Below are 18210 nucleotides of genomic sequence, written 5' to 3'. Positions count from 1 at the left end.
TAAGCAAGAGCATATTTTCGCCAGAGAGTGCATATCATGTACGTTAAGCAGTACCGAAAACTGTACAGATTATTGCATAAAGCTTATTTTATGCATCTTCTCCCAGCGCCGTCATGATGGAGGGCACAACAAAAGTTTCCCTTTCTGCCGGCCCTCCAATTGCCTCAGCTGACATTGAGTATTTTTGCTTGAGGCGCCCGCTTTCTGCGGACGGCCAGGCTTCGTAACTCCGGCATGCTCGTTCTCCATAGTAAGAGCACCCCGCCTTATTGCCATTCTGCAGCAGAGCCTTCCTAATTATTTAAAGATTACCTCACACATAACTTATATGCAAGATGCGTGCCAAATCATAAAATCCCTTTTAACAAGCATTGCAGACTTCATAAACATATCATAACCTGAAATTTCTTGCATGATTTGCAAATTATTGCACGCTAAAATTTTCAAGGTGATACTTTTCCATTTTATAATACAAATTTCTGATTGATATCCCAAGAGTCTTTGCAGTGCTTGTTTTATTGCCTCCGTGCTCTCTCAGCGCTTCCATAAGCGTCTGTTTCTCAAACTGATCCATGACTTCAGCCAATGTGGCCGTTTTTGGATTCTGCGGCGGTTTTATTCCTTCTTGAATCGATGCGGTTTTATCTTCACTTTCAAGAAAATCCGGAATATGTTTTTCATCAATGACCATTTCATTAAGCTTCATAAAAATAATGGTCCGGCCAAGAACATTTTCAAGCTCTCTAACATTGCCCGGCCAGTCATATTGCTTTAACTTTTTAATGGCAGCATCAGTAATCCCCTCAATATTCCTGCCATATTCCTGATTGATTTTCTGGATGAGGCGGCCGCAAAGTTCTCCGATGTCTTCCTTCCGGCTTCGCAGCGGGGAAATATGAATGGGCATACGGTTCAGCCTGAAATATAAATCTTCCCTGAAGCTTCCATTTGCAATGGCCTTCTCCAGATTCAGGTTTGTGGCGGCTATCACTCTGACGTTAATCGGAATAGGCTTCGTGCCGCCGACTCTGACAATTTCATTTTCCTGCAGAACGCGCAGAAGTTTAGCCTGTATATTGGCTGCGAGTTCACCTATTTCATCGAGAAAAATGCTGCCATTGTTCGCTTCTTCAAAAAAGCCTTTTTTTCCGCCTCTTTTTGCGCCTGAAAAGGCACCTTCTTCATAGCCAAAAAGCTCGCTTTCAAGAAGGGACTCTGATATGGCAGCACAATTCACCCGGACAAAGGTATTATATTTCTTATCACTCGCATTATGGATGGCATGTGCGAAAAGCTCCTTGCCCGTTCCAGACTCTCCCCTTAAAAGAACAGTTGCAGGAGTTCTTGCACAAAGCTTGGCCTGCTGGATCGGAAGTTTCATTTCTTCAGATTCCCCGATGATATCATCAAATGTATACTTAGCTTCCAGGGTGCGGATAATCTGTCTTGCCCGATTTAATTCCTGGGTAAGCTTTTGAATTTCCGAAACATCATGGATAACCCCGACACTGCCCTTCAGCCGCCCATCAACGATAATAGGAGCTACATTTACAATAACCTCTCTTCGTTTCGGGCCTACTCGGATATTGACTCCCCTCACAGGCCTTCTCGTTTCAAGCACCTGCATATGCATGCTGTCTCCCTCGTAAATATCTGCAGTTGCTGGCTGACCAATGACCTGTTCCCTGCTGAGACCTGTTATGCGGGTGTAAGCAGGATTGATCAAAAGCCCTCTGCCATCTTCATCCACAACAGAAATAGCATCATCACTTGATTGGATAATAGCTTCGAGCATTGTCTGGATTTCTTTTAAATCAGTAATTTGTTCTGCAAGGTTCACAGCTTCTGTAATATCCTTAAATACCGCAAAGGCTCCGATAACGTTATTATCTTCATCCAGCAGCGGCATCCTGGTGGTAATAATTTTCAGGCCGTTGTTCAGAATTTGCTCCTGATTAGCTTCCATGCGATTAGTGTGGATAATCACTGGCAGACGGCTTGTCGGTATGACCTCAAGAATATGCCTGCCAATCACATTATCTCGCGCGGAATCTGTAATCTTTTCGGCACTTTTGTTAAAAAGTGTGATATAGCCCTCTTTATTAATGACGATCATGCCGTCATTGAGTGTATTGAATATTGAATCGTGCTTGGAGGTTTCCTTTTCCAGTTCCTGAATAAGAGCCCTTTTGTCTTCGAAAAGCCTGGCAATAATGGATGCCACTTCACACGGAATTAGGACGCTATGGCCATTGGAAACTTGGTATATTTCATCTGCCAGCTGTTTATTTCCAGCTGCTTCAATGATAATGTCATAAGAATCGGCCTCGACACTTCTCCAGTCAGAAGCAGATGGAATGCCAATTCTGCCAGCTTCAACTATGCCAGGAGCCTGCGGGTTGATATCCGCTACACAGACCACCTGAAAAACATCACTTTCTGCGAGGAGCTTCAAAATGGCGGTGCCTTCTTTTCCTCCCCCGATTAACAAAACCTTTTGCAAAGAAAGAGCCTCCTGCCTGTATGCAATTTCTTTCATAGTATCAACTAAAATGCGCAATATTTTTCATGGTATACCTTTTCATTTTAATCAATGAAAACAAGCTTGACAATTTTTTTTTATACTTTATCATTTTGAATGAGAGTTTTTTTAGCAAAGAAGGGATATTTTATGAGACGATTGGTAGCCTTTTTAATCCTTTTTATTCCCGGATTGTTTGCAGTCTATGGAATTGCCATTATGAGAGATATGCTGTTTGGCATCTTAAAGTTCCCGTTTCCTAAACTTTGGCTTCAATGCTTAACCGGATTTATCCTTATGGTCGCCGGCGTCGGATTCATAGCCGGATTTATCCTGCATCGTGACAGGAAAAATAAAAAAGTCACTGCCCGATTCAAATAGCACAGAAATACCCCATGCGTTCGTGGTCTAATTAACACCTTGGCAGGAATACATATAAAAAGCCGCACTTATTTTTGTAATAAGTGCGGCTTTTTTTCATGTTCACAATTTACTGCTCTTCGCCTAGATCTTATAGTGCCCGCTGGACTTCATTAGAATTACCCATTTTCACTAAAGGATCTGGATGACGAAAAAAGCCAGACTCCTAAAAATAAGGGCTTGGGCATTCTTTTGTTTTAGCTTCTTTGGTAATTTTTTTTGAGCGTTACTGCGATTTCAGGGTAGTCTGTTATAATAGCACTGCAGCCTATTTCGAATAGCCTCTTCATTTTATCCTGGCTATTGATTGTATATGGCCTTGTCTTGATTCCTTCTTTTATTGCCGTTTCAATGATAGGATCCGGGGCACAGGCTATAGACGGATGCATCGCTTTTGCCCCAATTGCCCTCGCATAGATCCAAGGCATGAATAGCCCATCCCGGTATAGCGGCGCTGTTTCAATTTCAGGTGCCAGCCTATGGCAATAAATCAGGCTGTAGTGATTGAATGATGAAAATATTATTCTTTCTTCCATCCTGTAAGCCCTGACCAGCCTGATAACGGCTTCTTCCATGCCAGGATATAAAAATACCCCGTTTTTTAATTCAATATTGCACATCAAATTCGTGCCCTGAAGAAATTCCAGTACTTCCTCCAGCTCCGGCACAGCCGTTTTACCATATTTCCCGGTGTATTTGTGACTTGCATTCAGCCGTTTAATTTCAGCCATGCTGCTGTCCTTTATATATCCTTTTCCGCTGGTAGTCCTGTCCAGTTTTTCGTCATGAATAACCGCAACTTTCCCATCCTTTGTCAGCTGAACATCGATTTCTATACCGTCAGCACCCGCCCGGTTAGCTTCTTCAAAGGAAATCATGGTGTTTTCAGGATGTGTCCCCGCTGATCCTCTATGTGCAAAAATTTGCGTCAAAAAAACATCCCCTTCCATAAAAACAGGCTTACCCTATTTCTATGAATGGAGATGAAAAATATGGTCATAACCTAATAATTTCTGCAATTATTCAAAATGCATCGAGTTGTCCTGACAGTAAAAAGTTCCCTTTGTGGCTTGATTAATTCTTTTGCTTAAGCTTTTGATCTGAAGTGTTGTATCGGGGAATGCTTTTTCCCCAATCGTAACTTCACCTTCTCCCTTAGCATCAAGTATTTCTATTAAGGACCTTCTTTGTTTTTCATACTGAAAAATTTCCGCTATCACTTCATCGTATTCTCTTTGCACGTGTTCCCATCTCGAGTCCTTCCCTTCCACAGACTCATCACCCGCTATGTCCTCAAGCCGTACTTTCAGGCTTTCCGAACGCACCATTTTCTCTTTATAACAATGAAGAAGACTGTTCAGCTCTTCTATAAGTTTACTCCGGTCAAAACCGGTTACCTGAATAATTGTTTTCCGTTCCAGCATATTCCCTATCACTGCTGCTTTAATTTTCCCATATGCCTCAGCTCTCCCGCCGATTAATCTCCCTTTTTTCTCATCTGTGATAATGTTATTTGCCTTAAGGTCGCTACCAAGAGAATAATACCCGATATGTATATTGCCGCCAGCCTCCAAAATGCAATCATTGCTATGCTTCACAAATATACTGCCGCAGGCTTTAATCTTAGACCTGCCGCCTCCAAAAATACCGCCTTTGATAAACACATCACCATTTCTTGAAACAATTTCATCAATATTATGTACACCCATTTCACTTAAAACCGAAATATCCCTCTCCGCCCTGACAGCAAAGCCAGCCATCACCGTTCCTTTTACCGTCACAGAACCGATGAAGTCAATGTTTCCCGTTTCAGGACCTACATCACCTTCAATGATGAGATGGTTCCCGACCTTGATTTTTCCTCCCTCAAATTCAACAACTCCATCCTTGAGTGCACGCAGGACGATTTTGTCTCCCTCTTTAAAGGCCCCAACAGTACCTTTATCATACATGCATTTTTTGTTTGCACCTTTATTAGGATATATGTAGTCACCCAAAATATTTCTTCCAGGCACACCTTCAGTAACAGGGATTTTTTCTCCGAGCCATGCGCCTGCTTTCACTTCATCAAGAAAACTCATATCATAGTAATTCGCTTTTCCATCTTCTTTTATCGCCGGTTTCCGCACTGACCGTTTAAAATATGTGATGACAGCATCTTTGCCATGAATAGGCTCAGTGCCTTGGGCGATCAAGATCTCCTGTTGGGCAAGCAAACCCTTTCTTAGTGTCTCGGCTAAAACACCCTCAGCGATTCCCTTTTCATGAAGAGCAGTCATTATATTGGACAAATAGTCTCCATAATTTTCTGATAGGTCTTTTTCCGTGCAGTTTAAACGAATGGAGGCAGACATCAAATCCGGTGACACGCTCCAATCTATCTCAGGCTTTAGCTCACCAATTGCAACTTTCTCCCCTTTTCCTTCAGCAGCTGCATCCCTCAATGCTTTAAATTGATTGATAAGAATTCTAGGATGCTTTGTGAGCAGCGGATTCATATCCAGAAGTGAGAAACCCTTTTTTAAAACCGTAATATAAATTACATCATTTTCTTCTTCAATCAGCAAATATTCATTTTCTTCGATAAGCATAGGAATATATTCCTTTCTGCGGCAAATGTTTTCATCCTTTCTTCCTATAATTATAAAAGAAAATATCACGTTTACCATATATTTCATGAAAGTACTAAGAATATTTAAAAAAATCTGCACATAATCACTCTATAATCATTGTAAATAGAACGTACGTTGCTATATAATAAAAAAAAGCCTCATCGACTGCGAGGCTCTGCTTCCTGAAAAATATCTGAATGTTATGGGTTGCAGAAAAAAAGGTGATGAAATGAAGCGGGGATAACGTAACAAGCCTGAGATCATCATTTTTCCATCTATGTGTTTACACTAGAACACTATCCTAGCCTTTTCAAGAAGCTTTATGTTCCAGACGAAGCTTATCAGCTACCATGGCAATAAATTCTGAATTTGTCGGTTTTGCTTTAGTCATACTTACTGTATAGCCAAACAGCGAAGAAATTGAGTCAATGTTCCCTCTGCTCCAAGCAACTTCAATTGCATGGCGGATTGCCCGTTCTACACGGCTCGCTGTGGTATTATATTTTTTTGCAATATCCGGGTAAAGCACTTTTGTTATAGACCCAAGCAGTTCGATATCATTATAAACCATGGAAATCGCTTCCCTAAGGTATAAATAACCCTTAATATGCGCCGGCACACCAATTTCATGGATAATGCTAGTAATGCTTGCATCAAGATTTCTAGGCTTGGACTCATTTTGTGAACGGTAGCTGAACGATGGCTTCGCAGTCATCTGCACAGAATTTCCGCTTACCTGGCGGATGTGATTCGCAAGATTTTCCATATCAAACGGCTTCAATATAAAATAAGATGCTCCGAGATCCACTGCTTTTTTCGTGACATCCTCCTGGCCAAATGCAGTAAGCATAATGACATTCGGCATTGAGCCCCGCTTTATTTCACGCAGTTTTTCCAAAACGGCAAGCCCGTCAAGGTGCGGCATGATAATATCCAGAATCAAAATATCCGGATCCGTCCCTTCGAGCATTCCAAGACAATCCTGTCCATTATGGGCCACCCCGACAACTTCCATATCTTCCTGAGACGAAATATATTCTTCGAGCAGAGCAACAAGTTCTCGATTATCATCAACTATGCAAACTTGGATTTTTTTCACCTTTGATTTCCTCCTCAACTACAATTGGTCATTTTTTCTATAATATTAAATCTATTGTAATTGAAATTTTCGACAATGGATACTAATTTCCTTTTATTTTTCTAAAAATTATAGCTAATCAATATTTTTCTCGTGATATCTCTTATTTTCGACTATATCTGTCAATTCTTCTCCCGTTTGTCGAATTATCTTTATTTTATCACATTTTTAAAAATCAGGCTCCCGAATTCTTTTTGCTGAAAGCTGTTTTTCGTAAACTTTGCTGCTATGAAACAATGTCCTTGATTTCCGCTTTAGGATGCTCACTCCTTAGTCTTAACGAACCCAATAAAAACACCTTAAAAGAAGAGCGTTTTGGAAAAGCTTTTTTCCGTGGGAAGCTCCAATGGCCCGCTTCCAGCAATATATACAGCAAAAAAAGGAACTGACATTCAGCTCCTTTTTTTGCTTCCAGCAGTCAGCTGGCCTTTGGATAGTTTACTGCTTTGTCATAGATATTGATACCTGCTTCGTTCAGCATCCATTCGATATGGACTCCATATCCGCTTGTCGGGTCATTGACGAACACATGTGTAACGGCACCGATCAACCTGCCTTTTTGAATGATTGGGCTTCCGCTCATGCCCTGGACAATTCCTCCTGTTTTTTCAAGGAGCTCCTTGTCAGTCACTTTAATAACCATACCCTTTGTTGCCGGAAACTTCTGAGGAATTGTACTCACGATTTCAATATCAAATGCTTCCACTTTAGAACCGTCCACAACCGTCAAAATTTTAGCAGGCCCTTCTTTTACTTCATGTGATAAAGTGATGGGAATCGGTTTATCCGCTATTCCATTGCCCATTGGTTCGTTCAGCTTACCGAAAATGCCAAAAGGGCTGTTCCTTACTATATTTCCAATAATTTTCCTGTTGGATGAAAAACGGGCTAATTTCTCTCCCGGATCTCCATTGCTTCCTTTTTCTATCGACGTAACAGTCGAACGCACGATTTGCCCGTCTTTCACGACAATAGGCTTCTTGGTATCCATATCTGAAATCACATGGCCAAGCGCCCCATATTTTTTTGAATCAGGATGAAAGAAGGTCATGGTGCCAATACCCGCTGCAGAGTCCCTAATATAAAGGCCCAGTTTATAAGAACCCTCATTTTTATCCTTTAGGGGATATAGTGCAGTTTTAAATGTTTTCTTTTCGCGGCTGATGACAAGGTTAAGCGGTTTTCCCTTTTCTCCGGCAGCTTGTACATACGGAGTTACATCAGACATTTTCTTGATAACATGGCCATTAATTTCTGTGATGATGTCTCCAATTTGCACCTTAGCCAGTTCCCCGGGTGATTTTTTCCCTTTAACCGTATCTACCAGATGATGGCCGACAACCAGGACACCAAGCGTATTCAGCTTAACACCAATGGATTGCCCTCCCGGAATGACTTTGAAATCTTTAATTACTTGAACGTCTACTTTTTTAATCGGAAATCCTGCAAAATCCAATAAAAGTTCATCAGTTCCCGGCCTGTCAGCGTTAACATGCAGAGAGTCATTTTCTTTTTTAAGGGAAATCCCTTTATCATGAGACGGCACTTCTGCCGTTACAGGCATTGATTTAGGCAAACTATAATGTTCTCCTTCAAAAAGGACAATTTTATTTGGTATCGAAATATACTCTTGAAGCGGCTGGTATAACCCTAATGCTATTAGCGAAACAAGGAGAATTCCACCGATGATTCTGCTGATCCATACAAATTTCAATCTATCCACTCTCCTCGCTTCTGAAACCTTTATGGCTACACCTATAATTTAGCCTTACCGGCAAGCATTTATAACTTCAGCAAAAAATAAAAGCTATCCGTTTTTGGATAGCTTTTCATGGAATGAAATGTATGAACTCTGTATGGCGGCATGGCTGGCTGTAAACATGTATAAAGGGACTTATTATGGTGAAAATGATTCTATAGAAGCGAGGAACTATGAACCTGCATGACGGATAAGGAAGCCTTAACAATACCCTGTAAATGGCAGCCTTATTGTGCCGTTTTAAGTTTTTCTGCCTGATGCAGCAGTTCCTGGGCATGCTGTTTTGTAAGATCTGTAATTTCCACACCTGAAATCATTCTTCCGATTTCCTTCACTTTGTCTTCTTTGCACAATGGCTGGACAGAAGTATTTGTGCGTCCTGCTTTAATATTTTTCGCGATGAATAAGTGCGTATCTGCCATTGCTGCTACTTGCGGAAGATGGGAAATGCAGAGTACCTGGGAGTCCACGGCCACTTTATAGATTTTTTCAGCAATGGCCTGTGCCACTCGGCCGCTGACACCTGTATCCACTTCATCAAAGATGATGGAGGTAATTCCCTGATGTTTGGAAAATATGCTCTTTAAGGCAAGCATGATCCTGGACAGTTCACCGCCGGATGCAATTTTAGAAAGCGGCTTTAAAGGTTCTCCGGGATTTGTTGAAATATAAAATTCCATCACATCCATCCCTTTGACTCCGAAGTCCTGTTCAGCCGGATCATTCACAGAATGTGCCGTTTTATGAAAGTGTGCTTCAAAGACCGTTTTTTCCATATAAAGCTCTTTTAGCTCCTGCTGAATTTTCTTTGTCAGCTGCCTGGAAAACTTTTGTCTCAGCTCAGAGAGGTTTTTTCCTTCCAGCCATAAATCCGCTTTAATGGATGATATCTGCTTTTCCAATTTAGCAATATGTGTTTCCCGGTTCTGTAGTGTTTCAATTTCTTCTTCGATTTTTGCTGCGTACTCCAATATATCATCTATTGATTTGCCGTATTTCCTCTTCAGCTGGTTAATTTCATTTAACCGGCTTTCGATGAAATCCAGCCGTTCTGTATCATATTCCAGTGAATCAAGGCTATCCCTGATTGCCGAAATGGCATCTTCCAAAATAAAAAAGCTGTTTGAAACAGTTTCAGATGTTTCCTTGACACTGTCATCAAGACTTGCTGCCTCTTCAAGGCCATTCATAGCTACTGACAGCCAATCAAGACCTCTTTGCTCACCGCTCAAAGCCATATAGCTCGTTTGAAGCGCCTCATGAATTTTTTCAAAGTTATTGATTTTTTTCCGTTCCTCAGCAAGCTCTTCATCTTCCTGAAGCCTGAGTGCTGCATTTTGGATTTCTTCATATTGAAACTGGATTAAATCAAGGCGGTGCACCATTTGCTGTTCGTTTTGGCTCAGGTTTTTCAATTGCTTGACCGCTGCATCGTATTTACGGTAAAGATCATTATATTCTGCAAGGGCCGATGAAATTTTTTCGCCTCCAAACTGATCGAGCAATGGCAAGTGCAGGCGCTCATCCATTAATTCCTGATGCTCATGCTGGCCGTGAATATCAATGAGTGTCCTGCCTATTTCCCTTAGGACGGCAATGGTCACCAATTTTCCATTTACACGGCAGACGCTTTTGCCGCTTAATGACATATCACGCCTCAAAACGATCATTCCATCGCTGACATCAATCCCAAATTCCTCAGCCTTCGCATATACAGGATGCTTTTCTTCATCCAGTTCAAACAAACCTTCTATTTCCGCCTTGGTTTCTCCGTGACGGATAAATTCTGCAGATCCCCTTCCTCCAACAAGAAGATGGACTGCATCAATAATAATTGATTTTCCTGCTCCCGTTTCTCCGGTCAAAACAGTCAGGCCCTTTTCAAATGAAATCGACAGAGCCTCTATAATTGCAAAATTCCTTATGGATAATTCAGTTAACAATCCTAGATCACCTCACCTGGTATTTTAGAGCATGTCCAAAAATTTGTTGGAAATCACTTCGGCATCTTCAGGAGTCCTGCATATGATCAAGCACGTATCATCCCCGCAAATCGTTCCCAAAATTTCTTCCCAGTCCAGATTATCCATCAGGGCACCTATTGCCTGGGCATTTCCCGGCAATGTTTTCATTACCAGCAGATTGCCTGCAGAGTCTATCCTTACAAATGCGTCAATCAGCATTCGCCTTAGCTTCTGAAGCGGATTGAATCTCTGGTCTGCAGGAAGGCTGTATTTATATCTTCCATCCATTAAAGGTACCTTTACTAAATGAAGCTCTTTAATATCCCTGGAAACTGTTGCCTGAGTTACATTAAAACCAGCACTCTTAAGTTCATCCACTAACTCATCCTGTGTATCTATATCATTGTTGGCAATAATTTCTCTAATCTTAATATGTCGCTGACCTTTATTCATCAAAAAGAAGCACCTCACGAGTATTTAGCTTTCCACAAACGGAAAGCTTAGTTCCTAACATGTCAGACAGGCTTTAAAAAAAGCCCCCTCAGCCTTTTCTCCCCTGCTGCCCATGTTTATTTATCTCTATTGTAGCCATATAAAATCAATGTTAGCGGATTTACAGTAAATTGTACATTTATTTCTCGTTTTTTGGGCGCCTGACAAAAAAATCCCAAGACGAGTGCACATCGCCTTGGGATTAGTGCCGAAAGTATTTTATTCCCTGTTCGGATTTTTCAGTTCCTTATGGGCTTCCTCAACAATGGCTTCTACACTCTGGTCAAGCAGGATTTCTCCTTTTTGTTTAGAGCCTTCCCATTGCAAATGTAGCAAGAACTCGATATTGCCGTCTCCGCCAGTAATCGGGGAGAACGAAGCGTTTTTGATGTCATAGCCCTGTTTCTGGGCAAAAGTTATGATTTTGCTCAGTACCTCTCTATGGATCTTAGGCTCGCGGACAATACCTTTTTTGCCTACCTGGTCTTTCCCTGCCTCAAACTGCGGTTTAACCAGCGCTACAACATTGCTTCGGGGTACGAGCAGTGTTTTCAGCACCGGCAGTATAAGGGTTAAAGAAATAAAGGAAACGTCTATACTCGCAAAATCCGGCATAGGCCCGTCCAGATCAGCCGGGGTCACGTAACGGAAATTGGTCCTTTCCATTACTTTTACACGCTCATCCTGCCGCAGCTTCCATGCCAGCTGATTATATCCTACATCAAGAGCGTAAGACATTTTTGCCCCGTTTTGCAGGGCGCAATCCGTGAATCCTCCGGTTGATGAGCCAATATCAAGGAGCACTTTCCCCTCAGCAGTCAAATCAAAGTTTTTCAGCGCTTTTTCCAGTTTAAGGCCGCCTCTTGAAACATAGGGCATCACCTTTCCCTTTATGGTCAAAACGATGTCAGACGGTACTTTTTCGCCTGGTTTGTCCAATCGTTCTTCATTTGCATAAACAAGTCCTGCCATAATGGAACGCTTTGCTTTTTCACGCGTTTCCGCAAGTCCCTGTTCCACTAGCAGTACATCAAGTCTTTCTTTCTTTGCCTTCATTTACTCAAGCCCTTTTTTGCTTTTTAGGTGTTATTGATTTTAATCTGGCTACAGTATCTTCTGTGGTCATGCCGATTTCTTCAAGGAGGCGTTCAACACTTCCATGCTCAATGAAATGATCAGGAATTCCCATACGGTCGATAATATTCTGGTATCCGTGATTATGCGCAAATTCAAGCACGGAGCTTCCGAAACCGCCTTGCAGAACAGCTTCTTCAATAGTAAGAACAGGAAGCTTTGCACTGAATAATTCATGCAGCATTTTTTCATCCAGCGGCTTGATGAATCTTGCATTCACCACTTTAATGGAATATCCTTGCTTCTGAAGAATCTCAGCAGCTTCAAGAGCCATTGGAATCGTGGTTCCAAAAGTCAGAATAACAGCATCAGTGCCTTCTTTTAATACATCCCATGTTCCAATCGGAATTTGCTTCAGATCTTCATCCATCGGCACTCCCCAGCCATTTCCTCTTGGGAAACGCATGGCGATCGGGCCATCATCATACTTTATCGCTGTATTTACCATATGCTGCCCTTCATTTTCATCTTTAGGCATCATCAAGACCATGTTCGGAATATGTCTCATAAAGGCGATATCAAATACGCCCTGGTGGGTTTCCCCATCTGCGCCGACAAGTCCTGCACGGTCAATCCCAATGAATACATTCAGATTTTGGCGGCAAATATCATGTACCAGCTGATCATATGCACGCTGAAGGAAAGTTGAATAAATCGCCAAAAACGGCTTCATATTTTGTGTGGCCATGCCAGCAGCAAATGTAGCCGCATGCTGTTCGGCTATTCCCACATCATACATGCGCTCCGGAAATTCGCTTGCAAATCCTTCAAGCTTTGAGCCAACAGGCATAGCAGGGGTAATGGCAACGATTCTTTCATCCTCGCGGGCAAGCCTTCTCACGGTTTCGCTGACAAGGGAGCTCCATGCCGGTGCAGATGCGGGCGTTTTGACAAATGCGCCTGTTTCTACCTTATAAGGGCCTGTGCCATGCCATGTTCCGATTTTATCGGTTTCAGCAGGCGAGTATCCTTTACCTTTTTTGGTAATTACATGCAGCAAAACAGGACCCTTGGTTTTTTTGGCATATCTGAAGTTTTCAAACAGTTCCTCATAGTTATGTCCATCAACAGGGCCTAAATAGGTAAAGCCCAGCTCTTCAAAGAAAATGCCGGAAACAAGCAGATATTTAAGGCTATCCTTAATTCTTTCAGCTGTTGCAGCTACTTTTCCGCCTACAGCAGGGATTCTTTTTAGCAGGTATTCAAGCTCATCCTTGACCCAATTATATTTGCCTGCAGTCCTGAGCTTTCCAAGAACAGTATGCAATGCTCCGACATTCGGGGCTATCGACATTTCATTATCATTAAGGATGACAATCATATCTGTTTTTGCCGAACCGATATGATTCAGTGCTTCGAGAGCCATTCCGCCAGTCAGTGCACCGTCTCCTATTACAGGAAGAACATAGTTATTTTCCTTTTTCAGATCACGGGCCGCAGCCATTCCCATTGCTCCTGAAAGGGAAGTGGAGCTGTGTCCTGTTTCCCAGACATCATGCTCGCTTTCCGCCATTTTCGGGAATCCGCATAGACCTTTAAATTTTTTCAGTGTATCGAATTCCCCTGCACGGCCAGTCAGGATTTTATGAACATACGATTGATGGCCGACGTCCCAAAGAATTTTGTCTTTGGGGCTGTTAAATTCCTTATGAAGGGCTATTGTCAGCTCAACCACTCCAAGATTAGGGCCGATATGACCGCCGGTGATGGATAATTTTTCTACTAAAAACTTCCTTACATCTGCACTCAGGGCTTCTAATTCTTCATTATTCATTTTTTTCAAAAATGAAGGGTCTTTTATAGACTGAAGATCCAAATTGGATCACTCACTTTCCTAATTTCCTAGTTGTAAAAGCATAATAGCCGCACAGCCATGTTATTGCGACTGGTTGCTTTTGCTAGAAAAAGTCATTTTATTTTTCTTGAGAACAGCCGCCAGGTTAACGGCGGTGCGGCTAATAACTATGGCCCTTCTTTTACGGGCTAAATCTGCTCTTACTAACATTCATTTATATGGCAAGGTACTTGCCTGTTCATGCTCCGGGGTCCGGACGGTATTGTAAAAAACCGCCGACACCTGGGTGAATCAGCGGCTTAAACATATATGCACCGGCCGGCCCCTCCGCTTCAATAAGGCAAACTGCAGCCAGAACAGGCTTAGCATTATTAACTTAAGAGATCTATTGCTGCGGATTTTTTCATTGCACAGCAGCAGTTTTATTGACCATCATTCCATTTTCCCAGCAAGTGCAGGGTATAAGAAATCCGGACTTCATTTTACGACAATTTTCTGCTTGAAATCGCAAGTAGAGTATACCATATTAACGATTTCTTAACAAATTCATTCAATGACAGCAACATTAATGGTCCCGGTTTCCGATCATATCCGTGATGTCGTGAAGCAAACCGGATTCAAAACCTGCATTCCGAAGTTCTTCATGTGCTGCGCCAATATGTTCAGAAAGCTTTTTCTTCGCTCCCTGTAAGGTTAAAAGAGATGGATAGGTGCTTTTATGGTTATCCAAATCGCTTCCAACCGGTTTTCCGATTTTCTCTTCTGAGCCTTCAATATCAAGAATATCATCCTGAATTTGGAAGGCAAGGCCGAGATGAAAGGAAAAACGTTCAAGATGCTTTCTTTGGGTTTCTCCTGCACCTGATAAAACTGCACCGGCGAGGACACTGTATGCTAATATTTTACCTGTTTTATGTTCATGAATATACTCCAGCTCAGTTAAGCTAAGCTCTTTATTTTCACCTTCAAGGTCAGCTATTTGTCCTCCGACCATGCCTTCTGCACCTGAAGCCTTGCTCATTTGTGATATAAGCTCAAGTTTCATCTCTGGTGTAACACTTGGATGATCATCTTCAGCAATCAGCTGGAAACTGAGACTCAGCAAGGCATCGCCCGCAAGGATGGCATTTGCTTCACCATAAACCTTGTGATTGGTTGGCTTCCCTCTTCTTAAATCATCGTCATCCATGCTCGGCAGATCATCATGTATCAATGAATAAGTGTGAATCATTTCAATTGCGCATGCTGCAGGTATACCTGCAGCCGGATCCTTGCCGAAGGAAGACAAAACGGCGTAGATCAGCAATGGGCGGATTCTTTTGCCGCCGGCGTTCAAGGAATATGCCATGGCTTCCTTTAAAACAGCAGGCGAATGAAGCCGGCTTACATATTCGATAAGCTGTTTTTCAGTGATGTCTTTATACTGCTTAGAAAATTCCTGGAATGTACTCAATATTTACTCCTCCTCTTGAACTGAGAAGCCTGCAAGCTCTCCGTCCTCCTGAAGGATCTGGGCCATCTGATCTTCTACCGCTTTCAGCTTTTGATGGCATAGTCTCGACAGGTCCATACCTTTTTTATAAATGGAAATGGCCTGTTCCAGCGGCACATCTCCTTCTTCAAGCTGTTCGACAATTTCTTCAAGATTATCCATTGCTTCTTCAAAGCTCATTTCTTTCTTTTCACTCATCGCCGTTTCTCTCCTTTATTTCTTTTATTTCGCATTCAAGCGTTCCATCTTTAATCTGCACTTCAATCCGTTCGCCTTTTTTTACCTGCGCCGTACTTTTAACCAGGGTTTCTTTATTGTCAAAAACGAGACCATATCCTCTCTCCATAATTTTAAGAGGACTTAGAGCCGACAAGGTAGCGGTCATTCGGATAAAGTTTTGAGTACTTTCCCTTAAAACTCCTTCCATCCGGCGGTTAAGATCTTTTAGCCGCTGTTCCAGCTTTCCTCTCATTTCAGTAAGCTGCTGTTCTGGATGCTGTTTTTTTAGGACTGCATGAATGTTATCGAGCTGCTCACTTTTTTTGACAAAATATCTGCTGCTCCCCCGCTGGAGCCGCTCCGTTGCCCGATCAAGCTGTTCTGTTTTTTGCTGATACATTTTTCTTGGATAGCGGAATGCATATGATTTTTCAAGGCGTGCCAATTTGCTGTTTTCAAGGTTCATTCTTTCATGGATAAAGCGTGTCAGCCGTATTTTCCGGTTCATTATTTTTTCAAGGATTTCATTATAATGAGGCACAGCCAGCTCGGCCGCTCCCGTCGGTGTCGGGGCCCTGAGGTCCGCGACAAAATCTGCGATTGTAAAATCCGTTTCATGTCCTACTGCAGAAATGATGGGAATATCAGAATCATAAATGGACTGTGCCACTACTTCCTCATTGAATGCCCATAATTCCTCAATAGATCCCCCGCCCCTTCCTGCAATGAGGACATCCGCCTCTGCTCTTGCATTGGCGATCGTAATGGCCTTGGCAATGGAGGCTGCAGCATTGGTTCCCTGCACAAGGGCAGGATAAATGATCACCTTCGCAATAGGGTATCTTCTTTTAATTGTTGTCAGAATATCGCGTAATGCTGCTCCTGTAGGCGAAGTGATCACTCCGACCGTGACAGGATATCTGGGAATGGCCTTTTTATGGCTTTGTGAAAATAACCCTTCATTTTCAAGCTTTTTCTTAAGCTGTTCATAAGCTAAATAAAGGTCTCCGACTCCATCCGGCGACAAGGATTTCACATATACCTGATACTGGCCGCTTTGTTCGTAAACAGACACATCTCCCCTCGCCAGCACCTTCATGCCATTTTCCGGCTGAAATTTAAGATGCGCGCTGTTTGCAGAAAACATAACAGCCAAAAGCCGTGCTTTTTCATCCTTTAATGTAAAGTACATATGGCCGCTTGAATGGCGCTTAAAGTTCGAGATTTCTCCTTTTATGTAAACGTTCTGAAGATGCGGATCGGCATCGAATTTCCGCCTGATATATTTCGTCAATGCCCACACACTTAAGTATTTTTCATTTTCCATCGTTTCTCTCCTTCAAAGCTCGCTATCTTGATGAAGCAGACACTGGAGTCAGACACCATTATATATGTATTAAAGAAAAATTCCTATCCTAAATGGAAGCATACAAAAAAGCTGCCCTCTATTTATTATAAAGCAATAGGGCAGCTTCTTCTAAGGATTTGGACAGTAATAGGTGTTTTTTTGATACATTTTGCATGTACGTGAGAATAAACTGCTTCTTTTTATTGAGCTGTTTCCGCAAACTTTCTGCTATGAGAACAAGATGGCTGATTTCCTCGTTCAATCAGCCTGGTTTAACAAGTGCATCTCCTCACAGAACTTATCAAAAAACAGAAGTCTCTAAGAAAAGAGCTTTTTATCAAAGAGACACTTTATGGATTTTCTTTGCAGCTTTCACTGTATTTTTGAGCAGCATGGCAATTGTCATAGGCCCGACACCCTTCGGAACAGGTGTAATATAAGAGGCTTTGCGGCTGACTTCTTCGAAGGAAACGTCTCCGCATAGCTTGCCCTCATCATTTCTATTCATGCCGACATCAATGACAACAACGCCTTCTTTGACATGATCAGCGGTAATGGTATCCCTGATTCCAACTGCTGCAACCAGTATATCCGCCTGCCTTGTATAAAAAGGAAGATTTTTTGTTTTGGAGTGGCAATATGTAACAGTAGCATTTTTATTGAGGAAAAGCTGTCCAGCCGGTTTGCCGACAATATTGCTGCGGCCGACGATCACCGCATGTTTGCCTTCGATTTCATAGCCAATATGCTCAAGCATGACCATTATTCCATGCGGGGTGCATGGCAGAAAAGCATCTTGTCCTGTCATCATCCTGCCAATATTGATAGGGTGAAATCCGTCTGCATCTTTTTCAGGAGAAATGGTTTCAATAATTTCTTTTTCCCGGATATGCGGCGGCAGCGGCAGCTGAACCAAAATCCCGTGGATGCTGCTGTCTTCGTTTAATTCTTGTATTTTCCCGGAAAGTTCCGCCTGTGTAAGAGTATCAGGGAGTTCTATCAGAACAGAATGGATTCCCAGCTCCTGGCACGCTTTTTGCTTGTTTTTCACATATGTTCTTGAGGCTTGATTATCTCCTACCAAAATAACGGCCAGGCCAGGAATGATTCCTTTTTCACGAAGCTGTTTTACTTCCTCGCTAATACCGTTTCGCACTGATTGAGCAATTTCTTTTCCGTTAATTAATTGAGCTGTCATGTCAGATCATCCTTCCAGTCAGTATTTACTGCAAAGAAACCGAATGATCCAAAAAGAAACCAGGCTGCCTTTCCAAACCGAAGGCAAGGCAATGCCCTGGCAGTTTTATTGTCTGACA

General features: G+C 42.3%; 14 protein-coding genes. 1 reads left to right on the top strand and 13 read right to left on the bottom strand.

From position 1 onward, the window contains the following. Nucleotides 1-424: 424 nt before the first annotated feature. Nucleotides 425-2503: a sigma 54-interacting transcriptional regulator gene (locus tag BM126_RS09230; protein ID WP_090989230.1), complete on the bottom strand. Its 2079-nt coding sequence runs from the start codon at nt 2501-2503 to the stop codon at nt 425-427. A gap of 168 nt (nt 2504-2671) precedes the next feature. Here BM126_RS09230 and BM126_RS09225 point away from each other — a divergent pair, with 168 nt between their 5' ends. Continuing rightward, complete coding sequence (locus BM126_RS09225) at nt 2672-2902, top strand: DUF2627 domain-containing protein (protein WP_090989229.1); 231 nt, start codon at nt 2672-2674, stop codon at nt 2900-2902. Nucleotides 2903-3138: 236 nt separating this feature from the next. Here BM126_RS09225 and BM126_RS09220 read toward each other — a convergent pair whose 3' ends face one another. From BM126_RS09220 to folD, 12 genes are all read right to left on the bottom strand, one after another. Beyond that, entirely contained in the window at nt 3139-3873 is a 735-nt protein-coding gene (locus tag BM126_RS09220; RefSeq protein WP_090989228.1) for a glycerophosphodiester phosphodiesterase, read from the bottom strand. Between the two features lie 87 nt (nt 3874-3960). Then, nucleotides 3961-5619, bottom strand: coding sequence for a DUF342 domain-containing protein (locus BM126_RS09215; RefSeq protein ID WP_141770052.1), 1659 nt, complete (start codon nt 5617-5619; stop codon nt 3961-3963). A 244-nt stretch (nt 5620-5863) separates the two neighbouring features. Beyond that, nucleotides 5864-6652: a sporulation transcription factor Spo0A gene (gene spo0A / locus BM126_RS09210; RefSeq protein WP_071352253.1), complete on the bottom strand. Its 789-nt coding sequence runs from the start codon at nt 6650-6652 to the stop codon at nt 5864-5866. Between the two features lie 457 nt (nt 6653-7109). After that, a complete protein-coding gene (gene spoIVB / locus BM126_RS09205) occupies nt 7110-8405 on the bottom strand; it encodes a SpoIVB peptidase (RefSeq protein ID WP_090989226.1) in 1296 nt (431 codons plus the stop codon). Between the two features lie 272 nt (nt 8406-8677). Next, on the bottom strand, nt 8678-10393 hold the full coding sequence (gene recN / locus BM126_RS09200; RefSeq protein WP_090989225.1) for a DNA repair protein RecN: 1716 nt from the start codon (nt 10391-10393) through the stop codon (nt 8678-8680). Nucleotides 10394-10417: 24 nt separating this feature from the next. Next, nucleotides 10418-10867 (bottom strand): transcriptional regulator AhrC/ArgR, encoded by a 450-nt coding sequence (gene ahrC, locus BM126_RS09195; RefSeq protein WP_090989224.1) that lies wholly within the window; start codon nt 10865-10867, stop codon nt 10418-10420. A gap of 258 nt (nt 10868-11125) precedes the next feature. Beyond that, nucleotides 11126-11962, bottom strand: a complete 837-nt coding sequence (locus BM126_RS09190; protein WP_090989223.1) for a TlyA family RNA methyltransferase — start codon at nt 11960-11962, stop codon at nt 11126-11128. 4 nt (nt 11963-11966) lie between these two features. Then, complete coding sequence (dxs, locus tag BM126_RS09185) at nt 11967-13856, bottom strand: 1-deoxy-D-xylulose-5-phosphate synthase (protein WP_090989222.1); 1890 nt, start codon at nt 13854-13856, stop codon at nt 11967-11969. A gap of 544 nt (nt 13857-14400) precedes the next feature. After that, on the bottom strand, nt 14401-15291 hold the full coding sequence (locus BM126_RS09180) for a polyprenyl synthetase family protein (protein WP_256213051.1): 891 nt from the start codon (nt 15289-15291) through the stop codon (nt 14401-14403). After that, the gene (locus BM126_RS09175; protein ID WP_071352260.1) at nt 15292-15525 is read right to left on the bottom strand and encodes an exodeoxyribonuclease VII small subunit; all 234 of its coding nucleotides are present in this window, start codon (nt 15523-15525) and stop codon (nt 15292-15294) included. Further along, nucleotides 15518-16873, bottom strand: a complete 1356-nt coding sequence (gene xseA, locus BM126_RS09170; RefSeq protein WP_090989221.1) for an exodeoxyribonuclease VII large subunit — start codon at nt 16871-16873, stop codon at nt 15518-15520. The genes BM126_RS09175 and xseA overlap by 8 nt, the downstream gene beginning before the upstream one ends. Before the next feature lie 358 nt (nt 16874-17231). Further along, nucleotides 17232-18092, bottom strand: coding sequence for a bifunctional methylenetetrahydrofolate dehydrogenase/methenyltetrahydrofolate cyclohydrolase FolD (folD, locus tag BM126_RS09165; RefSeq protein WP_090989220.1), 861 nt, complete (start codon nt 18090-18092; stop codon nt 17232-17234). Between the last annotated feature and the right edge of the window lie 118 nt (nt 18093-18210).

The sequence above is a fragment of the Bacillus sp. OV322 genome (assembly GCF_900112495.1).
Lineage (GTDB): Bacteria > Bacillota > Bacilli > Bacillales > DSM-1321 > Peribacillus.
The sequence above is the reverse complement of the archived record's forward strand: the minus strand, read 5'-3'. Positions and strand labels throughout refer to the sequence as shown.

Coding starts and splice junctions, on each gene's coding strand:
- BM126_RS09225 (WP_090989229.1), top strand. CDS start 2,672: ATGAGACGATTGGTAGCCTTTTTAATCCTTTTTATTCCCGGATTGTTT.
- BM126_RS09215 (WP_141770052.1), bottom strand. CDS start 5,619: ATGAAATATATGGTAAACGTGATATTTTCTTTTATAATTATAGGAAGA.
- ahrC (WP_090989224.1), bottom strand. CDS start 10,867: ATGAATAAAGGTCAGCGACATATTAAGATTAGAGAAATTATTGCCAAC.
- BM126_RS09190 (WP_090989223.1), bottom strand. CDS start 11,962: ATGAAGGCAAAGAAAGAAAGACTTGATGTACTGCTAGTGGAACAGGGA.
- BM126_RS09175 (WP_071352260.1), bottom strand. CDS start 15,525: ATGAGTGAAAAGAAAGAAATGAGCTTTGAAGAAGCAATGGATAATCTT.
- xseA (WP_090989221.1), bottom strand. CDS start 16,873: ATGGAAAATGAAAAATACTTAAGTGTGTGGGCATTGACGAAATATATC.
- folD (WP_090989220.1), bottom strand. CDS start 18,092: ATGACAGCTCAATTAATTAACGGAAAAGAAATTGCTCAATCAGTGCGA.